The organism is Methanoculleus taiwanensis, assembly GCF_004102725.1.
GTDB lineage: Archaea > Halobacteriota > Methanomicrobia > Methanomicrobiales > Methanoculleaceae > Methanoculleus_A > Methanoculleus_A taiwanensis.
On sequence record NZ_LHQS01000003.1, the window covers coordinates 238,755 to 250,533 of the forward strand.

14 protein-coding genes are annotated in these 11,779 nt (G+C 57.6%); 11 read left to right on the top strand and 3 right to left on the bottom strand.

Annotated features, from left to right (window positions below):
- Nucleotides 1–20: 20 nt before the first annotated feature.
- From thiD to ABH15_RS11780, 11 genes are all read left to right on the top strand, one after another.
- On the top strand, nt 21–830 hold the full coding sequence (gene thiD / locus ABH15_RS11730; RefSeq protein WP_241648106.1) for a bifunctional hydroxymethylpyrimidine kinase/phosphomethylpyrimidine kinase: 810 nt from the start codon (nt 21–23) through the stop codon (nt 828–830).
- Between the two features lie 192 nt (nt 831–1,022).
- The gene (locus tag ABH15_RS11735; protein WP_128694573.1) at nt 1,023–1,463 is read left to right on the top strand and encodes an Lrp/AsnC family transcriptional regulator; all 441 of its coding nucleotides are present in this window, start codon (nt 1,023–1,025) and stop codon (nt 1,461–1,463) included.
- A gap of 15 nt (nt 1,464–1,478) precedes the next feature.
- A complete protein-coding gene (locus tag ABH15_RS11740) occupies nt 1,479–1,757 on the top strand; it encodes a hypothetical protein (protein WP_128694574.1) in 279 nt (92 codons plus the stop codon).
- 1 nt (nt 1,758) lies between these two features.
- A complete protein-coding gene (locus ABH15_RS11745) occupies nt 1,759–2,205 on the top strand; it encodes a hypothetical protein (protein WP_128694575.1) in 447 nt (148 codons plus the stop codon).
- 328 nt (nt 2,206–2,533) lie between these two features.
- Nucleotides 2,534–2,968 (top strand): type IV pilin, encoded by a 435-nt coding sequence (locus tag ABH15_RS11750; RefSeq protein WP_128694576.1) that lies wholly within the window; start codon nt 2,534–2,536, stop codon nt 2,966–2,968.
- Nucleotides 2,969–3,211: 243 nt separating this feature from the next.
- Nucleotides 3,212–4,708: a hypothetical protein gene (locus ABH15_RS14035; protein WP_128694577.1), complete on the top strand. Its 1,497-nt coding sequence runs from the start codon at nt 3,212–3,214 to the stop codon at nt 4,706–4,708.
- 86 nt (nt 4,709–4,794) lie between these two features.
- Nucleotides 4,795–5,187, top strand: coding sequence for a type IV pilin (locus ABH15_RS11760; RefSeq protein ID WP_128694578.1), 393 nt, complete (start codon nt 4,795–4,797; stop codon nt 5,185–5,187).
- Nucleotides 5,188–5,584: 397 nt separating this feature from the next.
- Nucleotides 5,585–5,812 (top strand): type II toxin-antitoxin system HicB family antitoxin, encoded by a 228-nt coding sequence (locus ABH15_RS11765; protein ID WP_128694579.1) that lies wholly within the window; start codon nt 5,585–5,587, stop codon nt 5,810–5,812.
- Between the two features lie 131 nt (nt 5,813–5,943).
- The gene (locus ABH15_RS11770; protein ID WP_128694580.1) at nt 5,944–6,258 is read left to right on the top strand and encodes a ferritin family protein; all 315 of its coding nucleotides are present in this window, start codon (nt 5,944–5,946) and stop codon (nt 6,256–6,258) included.
- 266 nt (nt 6,259–6,524) lie between these two features.
- Entirely contained in the window at nt 6,525–6,836 is a 312-nt protein-coding gene (locus tag ABH15_RS11775; protein WP_128694581.1) for a ferritin family protein, read from the top strand.
- 147 nt (nt 6,837–6,983) lie between these two features.
- Nucleotides 6,984–7,580: a DUF2179 domain-containing protein gene (locus ABH15_RS11780; protein ID WP_128694582.1), complete on the top strand. Its 597-nt coding sequence runs from the start codon at nt 6,984–6,986 to the stop codon at nt 7,578–7,580.
- A 7-nt stretch (nt 7,581–7,587) separates the two neighbouring features.
- Here the strand turns inward: ABH15_RS11780 and ABH15_RS11785 are convergent, their stop codons facing one another.
- From ABH15_RS11785 to ABH15_RS11795, 3 genes are all read right to left on the bottom strand, one after another.
- Nucleotides 7,588–8,730, bottom strand: a complete 1,143-nt coding sequence (locus ABH15_RS11785; protein WP_128694583.1) for a PQQ-dependent sugar dehydrogenase — start codon at nt 8,728–8,730, stop codon at nt 7,588–7,590.
- 145 nt (nt 8,731–8,875) lie between these two features.
- The gene (locus ABH15_RS11790) at nt 8,876–9,811 is read right to left on the bottom strand and encodes a hypothetical protein (protein ID WP_128694584.1); all 936 of its coding nucleotides are present in this window, start codon (nt 9,809–9,811) and stop codon (nt 8,876–8,878) included.
- Between the two features lie 685 nt (nt 9,812–10,496).
- Nucleotides 10,497–11,444: a hypothetical protein gene (locus tag ABH15_RS11795; RefSeq protein WP_128694585.1), complete on the bottom strand. Its 948-nt coding sequence runs from the start codon at nt 11,442–11,444 to the stop codon at nt 10,497–10,499.
- Between the last annotated feature and the right edge of the window lie 335 nt (nt 11,445–11,779).

An 11,779-nucleotide genomic window follows, 5' to 3' on the forward strand; every position in this document is an offset into this window, starting at 1 on the left:
GAGCGCCAACGAGAATGAGGATGACTGAATCGCGGATGATTGCAGCCTGCAGTATCGCCGGGTCGGACTCGGGCGGTGGAGCGGGTATCCAGGCCGACCTCAAGACCTTCACGGCGATCGGGGTCTGGGGGCTGACGGTGGTCACGGCCGTCACCGCCCAGAATACCCGCGAGGTGCGAGGGAGCTGGATGCTGCCCGCGGAGGCGGTGGCCGCCCAGATCGCAGCCGTCTGCGACGATTTCTCGATAGGTGCGTTCAAGACGGGGATGCTCGGGACGCGGGAGATCGTGCGGACGGTGGCGGAGCGTCTCCCCGAAGGGATCCCGCTCGTCGTCGACCCGGTGATGATATCGACCTCCGGCCACCGTCTGCTCGATGAAGCGGCGGTTCTGGATCTCGCCCGGTTCCTCATTCCCCGCGCCGACGTCGTCACCCCGAATATCCCGGAGGCGGAGGCGCTGACCGGGATGGCGATACTCTCGCTCGATGATATGGCCGAAGCGGGGCGGCGGATTATCGACCTCGGCGCTGCGGCCGTGGTGGTGAAGGGCGGGCACGGTGCCGGCGACGGCGTGACCGATATGCTGGTCGACGCCGCCGGGACGGTGCGGCTTTCCGGGCGGCGGTATCCCTATGCAGTGCACGGTTCCGGGTGCTGCTTTGCGGCGGCGCTGGCGGCCTACCTTGCCCGCGGGATGCCGTTGCGGGAGGCCTTCGCTTCTGCGCGGTCGTTCGTGGACGGGGCGATCGCGGCGGCGGCGGGAGAAAGCGGGAGCCTCCGGATCGTTAACCCCGGAGGCACTTCTTTTGCCGGGGAGCATGGCCGGTAGCGACTCTGCGACCGCCCGAGCGGTGAAAATACGGCCGTTCTGCGTGCCGCCGGTGCGGCGCGGAGCCATATACCCATGCCCCCGCGTCACCCCAAATGTCAGACATATTGGCTGAAAAACGCAGAAAAGTTCAATTCTGACGAAATAGAAAAGAGAAATCTATTTAAGTAATTTCCTGCAACTACTTGGTAAATGGATGAGATTGACGGTGCGATAATACGGGAGCTGCAGCTTGACGGACGGATGTCCATGGCGGAGCTCGGCGGCAAGCTCGGCATCGCGCCCTCAACGGTTTTCAAGCGGATCGAGAAGCTCAAGAATTCGGGGACTATCGAGCGGTTCACCATCGTCATCAACCAGAAGTGCTTCGAGCATACCCTGGTCGCGTTTCTGAACGTCCGCGTCACCCCTGAGGAGAAGACGGACGTCGAGACGTTCATGGTGAACCTCCCAAGCGTTCTTGAGCTCTACGAGGTGCTCGAGCCCGGCGACTTCTTCGTCAAGGTGCGGGTGCAGAGCATCACCGAACTGAAGCGGGAGGTGCTTATTCCCCTCTCGGGACTGCCCGGCGTGAAGGATATCCAGACGATCATATCGGTCCGGAAAGTGAAGGAACAACTGCAGAACGGTTAGGAGGCGGATACTGATATGGAGATCCAACAGATTCAACAGATGCTCGCGCTCGTCTCGCTCCTGATGGGCGGGCTTTTGATCGGCATCATCTACAACGCGTACCGGATCGTCAAGCAGCAGACGCTGCTCTACTTCATCTACGGACTCTTCACGCTGATCGTGGGGATAGCGTTTGCGGATATCGTGAGCATCCTGACGCCGGATGCGTTCGTCATTCTCTGGTCGACGGTCTTCTCCCGCCTGGTGGTGATCATCGGCCTCGGCGTGATGACCTACGGCGTCCTGCGAGGCTGATATGCGACCTGGAATCTCGTTTGCGAAGGACTGGCAGCTCATCAAGCTCGCCCGATCCATACGGCGGCATACGGTCTCAGGGCCGATCTTAAAGCGGCTCCTCGACCGGGCGTCGGAAGACCTCGGGCGGGATATCCGCACCCTCGCATACGAGCTCGGCACCGAGGACGGCAGCGCTCTCCGGGGTCACGCACACGACCGGATGGAGCCCGCAACCCTGATGGAGGGGATCCTCCTGATGTGGGGCGTCTCGTCCGACCTCGAGGAGACCGAGGAAGCCACCCGGCTCGTGGTGGACACGGCGAATACCGCAGCGCTCGCCGCCGCCTTTGCCGACGAGCGGATAGCGATCCCGTACCTGACCGGCTACGTCGCCGCCATCGCCCCGGACGCAATCTTCACCGAGAGCGCGGGCATACTCGTCATCAATTTTCCCGCTGCCGAATAGCGCGCGCGCCTGTACAAACACCGCAGGATGCCCGGAATGCCGCCCCCGGCAGGGCCTGCGGTGCCGCATTCCGGGAGGCGCGAAACATCATTTCTAGAACGATTTCATCCCCCGGAAAACAGACCATTTCCTGAGAACTCCCTTCTCCTGTCGCCAATATTTTCGGCACATTTTAATAGATCTGCAGGATATTTCACCGGAGTTCGAAAATTGGTATAAAATAATTCCGTCGGAGACGACAACACAAAACATATATATATTTTAAAAGTATTCGTTATTGTCGAGTGACCGCCCGATACCGGGCGAAAGACACATTAGGTGATAAACCATGAACTTCAGAGAGAATGAAGATGCAGTCTCACCGGTCATCGGTGTGATCTTAATGGTCGCCATCACGGTGATCCTCGCTGCGGTTATCGCAGCGTTCGTGTTCGGAATGGCGGGAAGCGTGGATACCCAGAAGAATGTCGCTATCGGGGTTAAGCAGGTCGCTACAAACAACCTGCAGGTAACAGTTCAGGGCGGTCAGGACCTGCCGGAACTCCAGTATCTGAAAGTGACTATTGATGGCGGTACCGCGATCTACACTATCGACGGTCAGAGCACTTTAGAGGCCACAACTGCTGTTAAAGTAGTCACGTCATCATTAAGTGTTGGAGAAGTATTTACAGCAGCTGGGCTTTCTGACAGCAATGATCACGTTGTTGTAGTCGGTCACTTCAACGACGGTAAAGAACAGTTACTCATTGATACCAACATTTAAAACCTCTTTTTTTCCATGGATACGCCAAGTAGAGAAAGCACCAAGGTTCTCCTACTTGCATTAATTCTCTCATTGTCTGTCGGCTATCCAGCACTATATCTGACCGATGAATGGATTTCCGCAAACCAACTGAACCACATCGTACACGGGAAAGATCTCCTGCATGATTACGAGCCATATGGCGCATTGAACTATCAGGAGAGCCATGACAACCTTCTCTGTTACACCCTTGCACTCCCAGTGATGTCCTATCCGGTATACATGCTCTTTAATCTCTGGGGCGACTCATTCAGGACATTCATCATCGCTTTGTGGATGATATTGCTCTTGCTCCTGCTCTTCTTGCTCGGGCACCGGTATATTAGGGATCTCAATTACCAAGATCGCTTTCTGGCTTACGGCGGAGTCCTCGCCTTAAGCGCGGCCATATTCTTCAACATCTGCTTCTACGAGCCGTTTTCCTTTAGCCGTGGCATCCAGGCATATGACATAGGCGTCTACCCGGAGGTCGCGGCAATCGTCTTTGCCAACCACATTGCCTTTGCAGTCTGCTGCCTCGTGACCTACCTCATCTTCCGGGAGGTCTTCGCTTCGGAGTGGTGGGGCATCTTCGGTCTCGCAACCCTGGTCGCAGGCTCGTCATACCTCTTCTGGTCGGGAAATGCCAAAGACCACATGCTGACCATTCTCTTCTTCACGATCGTCGTCTACTTCTTCATCCTCTTTCTCAAGCAGGGATCATACCTCCACCTCATCTCGTCCTTCATCGCCGTCGGATGGGTCGCCTGGGTGCGCCCGGAGCTCGGGCTGACACTCGCCATCGGCCTCGTGCTTCTGGCACTGTTCTTTGCCTATCGACGCGGTTTCCGTGCAGCGCTCACGACGCTCGTGTGCTCCGTTGCGATTCTTTTCGGGGCATTGACGCTGCTGCTGAACAACTACGGACTGACGGGACACCCTCTCACCCTCCCATGGATGACGGTCGAGGTGGATCAGGGATTATCAGCAATGGTTAACACGCACTATACGGTTCAGAAGATCGAGATCGCGGCGAACCTGTATCACATCTTCGTCAACCCGGTTTTTGAGAACGCTTCCGGCATCTTTCAGATCTCACCCCTCTCGTTCTTTGCCGTACTCCTCGCCGTGACGCTCGGGTATTTACTCATAACCCGCACGGCAGTTCATCTGGAACCTCTTGATCGGCGCTACATCATCACCTTCGCTGCTATCTCTGCAATCGTAATTTTCGCGTATCTCAGGTCACTCCCCGGCCTCGGCATCAGCCCCGGAATAAATCCCGACATCAGATATCTCTCGCCGCTTTACCTCCCCCTGACGGGGCTCGGGCTGTATGCATTGAAACTGATAGATTTTACCGAGCGGGATATTATTACGTCTTTAAAGACCCTCGGCGCCCTCGCCGTAACCGTCCTGCCGCTCGCCTATGTTATTCAACAATATCTCTGGCCTTCAAGCCTTGCGACGCAGCTGACATTTCTGATGTGGCTCTCATATTCCTTCCTCGCCGTTGCCGCCATAACGTACCTGCTCGCTCTCTCGAAGAGGCTAAAAACCGAATACGTAGCCTATGCACTTCCTATCCCACTGCTCTTCTCGCTCGTGTGGGAGAGCGTGGTCGATTTTCGCTTTGCAACGGTGGGTTGGGAAGGGTACCACTTCTGGATTCCACTGGTGCAGTATGTCTGGTATATGCAGTACCATATCTTCCCATTCTGATCCGGGCATTTATTTCCTTCCTGCCGGAACAGTATTAAAAACTAAAACCAACGCCTGTATATTCAGGGGCACGAATAACACCTATCATGCCACGGCCAAATGAGCGGGACAGCGCCATCTCCGAAGTGATCAGCGCCGTCCTCATGGTCGCCATCACCGTCATCATCGCGGCGATCATCGCCTCGCTCATCTTCGGCCTCGCGTGGATACCGGGGTTCGCCGCCAATCCCGTCACCGCCGAGCGGGCGGGCTCCGCCATCACCTTCACGAACCACGGCGGCGGCGGTATCGAGGAACTCCAGGAGATCCGGTGCTGGATCAACGGGACGACACCCGGAGTGGATCACTACGTCATCCTCGGCACCGCTCCCGGTTCCACCGCCGTCAACGCGAATGCGAGCGCGAGCGACGACTGGGTCATCGTCGTCGGCACGTTCCACGACGGAACAGTGCAGATCCTCCTCGATAGGCAGATCTGACGCGCCGGTCTGCCGGAGACGCTTCGGCACCGAAAGCGGGGTTTGCGACAGTTGCGACCATGTACACCTCTTTGCGACACGGCACGCGGACAGGTTCGCGAGCAGGCTCCGGAAGTACAGAATTAAAACACGCTCACCCGAAAGCGCCGGTGATCGGCACAAGATCGGGTGCACGGCCACTCCCCGGGCTATCACATCAGGAAGGACACCCTCCCGGCAGAGAGTTCCGGGACGGATGTGATCGCTCTGCAACAGGTATCCCCGCCGAAGAGAACGAAAGAACACCACAGGCCTCGTCTCGATCATCCGGATACCATAGGCACGTACGGCGCACCATCGCCAGGAAAGATTGATGGGATAGCCACCGGAATATCTCCATACAGGGGCTCTGGAAGGAATGAAATTCACCGTAGTTATCGAGAAAGACGAAGACGATTACTTCGTCGCGACGGTTCCGTCACTTCCGGGATGCCATACGCAGGCAAAAAGCCGCGATGAACTCTCGTCCCGGATCAGAGAGGCAATAGAGATCTACCTCGATGCGAAGGGCTGCACCGATCGCGAGGAGCTCATCGAAATGCAGATCATCGACGTTGAGACCTGCCGATCCGAAGAAAATAATTGAACGCCCCATGCTGCCGTGCCGCAGTGCGACCCGCCCACCCGCCACCAAATCATTTTTACCTCCCGCCGCCATGAACCCCACCGATACGAACCGGAGTATACGGTTCGGTCGCTTTTGGAGGTAATCGACTCATGCCCGAATTTGCCAATCCCTTTGCAGGGAACAACCTTGACCGCAAACTCTCCCACGGCGAGATCCTGCGGGCGATCCGCTTCTCAATCGCCGCGGAGTACGAGGCCATCCAGCTCTACATGCAGATCGCCGACTCGACGGAGAACGAGCTCGTGAAGAAGGTGATGGTCGACGTGGCGAACGAAGAGAAGGAGCACGCCGGGGAGTTCCTGCGACTGCTGCGCGAGCTTGCGCCGGAGGAGATGGACTACTACGACCACGGCACCAAAGAAGTCGAAGAGATGATCGAAGAAGTGAAGAAAGGCGGGAAGTAACCCACCGCCCGTTTTTTCAAGAGCGGCCGGAGGAAGCCCCCGGAAGCCGACACCGCACCGATCCCGGGATTCCTGCCGGTGCCGCGGCCGGTGCCTTCACGCTTCCCCCTCCGGCATGGCCGGGGATAGCAACGATACCGGTCATGCCGGAACCGGGCGGTTTCACAGCCTCGTAGACAAATACCGACTCCCTTATATCTTCTTTCGGCGAACACCACTTCTGGTAGCCGGATATTCGGCTGCAGAGAGATCAGGAGGAGACAGATATGCCTGAATTTGCAACACCGTTTGCCGGAAACAGCCTTGACCGTAAGCTGACGAAGGACGAACTCATCCGTGCCATCCGCTACAACATGGCGGCGGAGTTCGAGGCGATCCAGCTCTACATGCAGCTCGCGGACGCCACCGACGACCCCCTCGCAAAAGAGGTCTTAAAGGACATCGCCGACGAGGAGAAGGTGCACGCCGGTGAGTTCTACCGCCTGCTCATGGAGCTCGACCCGAAAGAGGGCGAGTTCTACCAGAAAGGAATGAGCGAGGTCGAGGAAGAGATCGAGAAGCTGGCTTCCCGATCCTGATCGTCTTTTTTCGCCGCGGATCGAAGAGTGTTCCCTCTCTAAATTCCGGAAAAAACCCGAAAAACCCGGAAAAGAATTATTGATCCGGAGTAATATATTTACACTATAGATAAAATTAAATGACGGGGCGGATAACGCTGATCAGCAATGATACCGATCCCGGTGCCCGACCCTGAGTTTTTCTCGCTCATCATTCTCCCGCTAGCCATCTTCTTCGCCCGTATCTGCGACGTCACCTTCGGGACGATGCGGATCATCTTCATCTCGCGGGGCATGAAACTCCTTGCGCCGATCCTCGGGTTCATCGAGGTCTTCATCTGGATCGTGGCTATCGGCCAGATCTTCCAGAACGTGGCAAACCCTATCAACTACTTCGCCTACGCCGCAGGATTCGCCGCCGGGAACTACGTCGGGATGGTCGTCGAAGAGCGGCTTGCCGTGGGTCTCACGCTCGTCCGGATCATCAGCCAGCGGGATGCGACGAACCTCATCGACTACCTCCGGGGATCGGGCTACGGGGTCACGGTCATCGACGCACAGGGAAAACAGGGGCCTGGCAAGATCATCTTCACCGTCATCAAGCGCAAAAACCTTCCCTACGTCCTCGACGCCATCCACCAGTACAACCCGAAGGCATTCTACGCCATCGAGGATGTCCGGCACGCGGCGGAAGGCACGTTCCCCATGATGCCGTCGCGCCCGGGGCCGTTCCACCTCGGGAGAGTCGCCCGGAAAGGGAAGTGAGCACCCTTTACTCCTCACCGGTGTACGCGATCCGGTAGACGGCGTTCGCGGTATCGTCCGAGACGGACAAAGCCCCGTCGGGCATCACCTGCACGTCGACCGGGCGCCCCCAGGCCTCCCTCCCCTGGAGCCAGCCCTCCGCGAAGACCTCGTATCCGACGGGTTTCCGGTTCTCGTCGAGCCGGACGAGGGTTACCCGATAGCCTATCGGAACGACGCGGTTCCAGGAGCCGTGCTCCGCGATGAAGATCTGGTTTTGGTACTCCTCCGGGAACGTCTCGCCGGTGTAAAACCGCATCCCGAGCGCCGCGACATGGGGCCCGAGCTCCTGCACCGGCGGCGTAAACTCGCTGCACGATCGTTCGCCGCCGAACTCGGGGTCGGCGATGGCGGTGCCGTGGCAGTACGGGAACCCGAAGTCCAGTCCTGCCGTCGGCGCCCGGTTGAGTTCGTCCGGCGGGCTGTCCTCGCCGAGCCAGTCGCGGCCGTTATCCGTAAACCACAAAACGCCCGTCTCCGGGTCCCAGGCGAACCCGACGGTGTTCCGGATCCCGCGTGCGAAGATCTCGAGGTCCGATCCGTCAGGGTTCATCCGCATAATCGTCGCGAACCGCTCGTCCTCCGGGTTGCAGGCGTTGCAGGGAGCGCCGACGGGGACGTAGAGTTTGCCGTCGGGGCCGAAGGCGATGAACTTCCAGCCGTGGATGGGCTCGTCCGGGAAGTCGTCGCTTACCACCACAGGCTCGGGCGGATCATCGAGGCGGGCTTCGATGTCGTCGTAGCGGATGACGCGGCCGATCTCGGCGACGTAGAGCGAGCCGTTCAGGAACGCGACGCCGTTCGGGGAGTTCAACCCATCCGCGACGACGAGCACCTCGTCGCCCACGCCGTTCCCGTCCCGGTCAGGGATGGCGTAGACGGCTCCCGGCGACCGGCTCCCGACAAAGAGCGTGCCGTCCGGGGAGAGCGTCATCGACCGGGCACCGGTGACGTTCCCGGCGTAGACCGAGATCGAAAAGCCCGGCGGGAGCGTGATCGTATCGAGCGGCAGGGCGGTCGCCGTCGCGGTCGGCGTCGAGGTGAGGACGAAGACCGCCAGCACGATGGAGATCGCAATCGTCAGCAGAATGACAAGACTCCTGTGCCGCATGGCTATCGTCGCGGGTATCGGGATGAGGGGATATAAAATGAGCGGCGGGGATCGTGGGGGGTGACCGGCAGGCTATGTCGTTTGCGGCCGCCCGGATGAGCGCGGCTCTTTCGGATACGGTCTGCAAAAAAGTGGAGAGGATGAATCAGGTGAGATACTGCATCTCTGACAGATCGACCGCCGGTACATATCGGACAACTTCTTCCGACTTGCCGTTCCAGGTGGCAGTGCACGAAAAGACGTACACCGGCACGATGTATTTCTGGGGCTCGGTTTTCGTCTCCATCCAGTACCCAAGCGAGATATTGGTTACCACAATTTTATCGTACTCCCACGGGAGTGGCTGTATCATGACGTTTCCGGAAGAAAGTCGCTGGTATGCCTGTTCCGGAGTCACGATCTTCACATCGTGGACCGGTTTCGGATCGAATTCCCTGAGAGAACTTCCGGCACTCACCACTTCGCCGTTCTCCCCAATTGTCGCCCCGACGCCTGCATGATACACCTGAAGTCCCTGTATTTCTTTGAAGAATGATACCTGCTTTGTGAGGGTATATACCGTTTGAGATGTCAAGGTGCTGCTTTCATACGAACATCCTATCCTCACCCCCTCAACGTGTACATCCTCAGGAAGAAAGCCTCGCTCCTTCAGGTAGGTCACCGCAATCACACGAGCCTCCTCGTCGGACGGGAGGTCCGGCTGCCTGTCAGGAGTATTGGGGTACTCTTTATCCGGAATAGAGTACCGGAACGCTCCGGAATTCGTATAATAATAAAATATCTCAGCAGAACCTTTTGAATCATCGACAATCTTGGCCTCGCCGCTTGATGTTCGAGGTCCTCTCACATCTCCCGATACACCGAATAGATTGCCGATGCGCCGGATCTCCTCGGTACTGGTGTCGGGGGGAACCGTCCGATAGACCGGATACGAATCGTTCACGTCCGGGAACGGCGCGGCAAGGACATACAAACCAGACGATCCGACGATATTCGGAAGCAGAGGAATGTCGACGGCACCTACGACGATGATTCCCAGCACAATGACTGTGAATCCGGTTAATAACGCCTTTCTCTTCATCACTTATCCCTCACACCCGCTCTGCACCGGCACACGCCAAAACCCGTCCCTGTGGTGGAAGAAGATTCTCACGGTATAAATACATTGCCACGGTTGACCGCTCGTCAGACCGATGAGTTCGGAAATACGTATATTGTAACAGCGTTATTCCCTAGACCGGGCGCAGCCTGCGGATATTCCCGCCCACCTGCAGGACAGTTCACAGTGGGAGCACGCAGACCCGGCCGCCCGCGGGCGAGGGGAAACAGCCCTCTTCCCGTCCCGAACGGAGGGCAAATCGGCGCCCGTTCCCCAGTTTTCCCGGTAGTTCCGGATGCCAGAACCCGCCAGAAAAATTCACCGAGAAATATCGCCCCAATTCCCTAAAAACGGCAGGATGGCAGGGACATATCGACCATATGAGCCAGAGTAATTTTCACAGGATGGAGAGTATGGCTCGCCCCAAGATCGTCCGTCTGAGGGCTTCTGTGAGGGTCGAAATCTCGGAGGATCTGCCGCGGATTGCTGGTATTTAACGATTGCTTGACCGGTACCGCGTATTCATCTTCGCGATGGCCGGGAAGACGACGGCCTCCCCACCGGATGGAGCCGTCCCGGCAGCTGCCCGCCGGAAGAGCGGCCAACCCGATTTTGCAATCTATATCATCATGGTATCGCCGTTTCATGAAAGGGAGGAGGGAGATCATTACAGACTCTTTCCTAGTTCGGGAACCGCCGGGACGTACTGGCAGAAGATTCCCGTTCCTTTATCCCCTATCGCGGTTCCGTAAAGGTAGTAGGTCGGTGTGAGGTAGGGCTGCCCGGGGCCGGGCGGAGCTGTATAATAGCAGAGCCGGATCTCGTTGGCGATTGCTTTCTTTGGGAAACTTACCGTGGTGAAGATACCGGTCTCTCTGAGTTCTTCAAGCGCTTCTTCGGGAGAGAGGATCGCAAACTCCCTGTAGGGCTCGACACCGCACCAGTGTCTGCTGACCTCGAGAATATCGCCGCCCCCGCCGATGGTGACCCGGATCCCGCTTCCGACCACGGGAAAGCCGCTCAGTGTGTCGGTGAAGAGGACATCACGATCCTCGTACGTGGCGATGGGTGTATCTCCCGAATGGTTCGAAAAGATTCTCTTACTACCTTGAGACACACTTGAAAATACCGCCCCTTCGGGCATGAGGTCGTGCGAGGTGAGGAATGCCTCGGCGATCTTCCGGCACTCTTCGTCGGTCGGAAGGTTTTCAGGGCAGTCCCTTGGATCCGCACCACCACATCGACCATCCCAGATGTAGGCCATATCTCCAGTCTTTTTTTCAATCTCAAACGTGTAGGGATCGCCCGTGACGTAATACGCCAGTGCATCCTCCTCAAGCGGTCCGGTCATGCCGAACTTCTCCGCCGCCTTCAGGGCATCGTCCTTCGACACAGCGGTATCAACCACCAGGTAGACCATGAGCTGCCTGGGGTATTCGGGTAAGGCGACAGCAGAGGTGATCGTAGAGACATCCCATAAACAGTATGGGTTGGCGACCTCCATCCTCTCGAATACGTCTCCATCCTCCTGCGGATATCCTGCCGGCAGCAGTGTCGTCCCGATAGCGATCAGCAGAAGGACCGCTAGGCCGATTGCAATCTCTCTCTTCACCATGTTTACCACCCCTGTTCGCACGGAGCCGTCTTATACCGAAAATCCGGCAGACCATCGGGCGGATTGATCGACTGCCCTGACCCGTTCGGGAGTCATCTGTCAGGCGGGAGACACCATGAGCGCACTCATACGTACGAAGAGATCCGACGCGTAATGCCTACGGGCTGTTTGAGGGTCGTTGTACGTTCGACAGCTGGATGAAACCCGGCATCCGGCTCTTCTGGTCTTCACTCCGGTATTCGCGATCAACCGGTTCAGGTATAGCCAAGAGGGAAATTAACTATTTGCAGTTAATAAAGGAATCGATTTGAAGGCTGGGAATTCCTCGCTCGATA

Coding starts and splice junctions, on each gene's coding strand:
- thiD (WP_241648106.1), top strand. CDS start 21: ATGACTGAATCGCGGATGATTGCAGCCTGCAGTATCGCCGGGTCGGAC.
- ABH15_RS11735 (WP_128694573.1), top strand. CDS start 1,023: ATGGATGAGATTGACGGTGCGATAATACGGGAGCTGCAGCTTGACGGA.
- ABH15_RS11740 (WP_128694574.1), top strand. CDS start 1,479: ATGGAGATCCAACAGATTCAACAGATGCTCGCGCTCGTCTCGCTCCTG.
- ABH15_RS11745 (WP_128694575.1), top strand. CDS start 1,759: ATGCGACCTGGAATCTCGTTTGCGAAGGACTGGCAGCTCATCAAGCTC.
- ABH15_RS11750 (WP_128694576.1), top strand. CDS start 2,534: ATGAACTTCAGAGAGAATGAAGATGCAGTCTCACCGGTCATCGGTGTG.
- ABH15_RS14035 (WP_128694577.1), top strand. CDS start 3,212: ATGTCCTATCCGGTATACATGCTCTTTAATCTCTGGGGCGACTCATTC.
- ABH15_RS11760 (WP_128694578.1), top strand. CDS start 4,795: ATGCCACGGCCAAATGAGCGGGACAGCGCCATCTCCGAAGTGATCAGC.
- ABH15_RS11765 (WP_128694579.1), top strand. CDS start 5,585: ATGAAATTCACCGTAGTTATCGAGAAAGACGAAGACGATTACTTCGTC.
- ABH15_RS11770 (WP_128694580.1), top strand. CDS start 5,944: ATGCCCGAATTTGCCAATCCCTTTGCAGGGAACAACCTTGACCGCAAA.
- ABH15_RS11775 (WP_128694581.1), top strand. CDS start 6,525: ATGCCTGAATTTGCAACACCGTTTGCCGGAAACAGCCTTGACCGTAAG.
- ABH15_RS11780 (WP_128694582.1), top strand. CDS start 6,984: ATGATACCGATCCCGGTGCCCGACCCTGAGTTTTTCTCGCTCATCATT.
- ABH15_RS11785 (WP_128694583.1), bottom strand. CDS start 8,730: ATGCGGCACAGGAGTCTTGTCATTCTGCTGACGATTGCGATCTCCATC.
- ABH15_RS11790 (WP_128694584.1), bottom strand. CDS start 9,811: ATGAAGAGAAAGGCGTTATTAACCGGATTCACAGTCATTGTGCTGGGA.
- ABH15_RS11795 (WP_128694585.1), bottom strand. CDS start 11,444: ATGGTGAAGAGAGAGATTGCAATCGGCCTAGCGGTCCTTCTGCTGATC.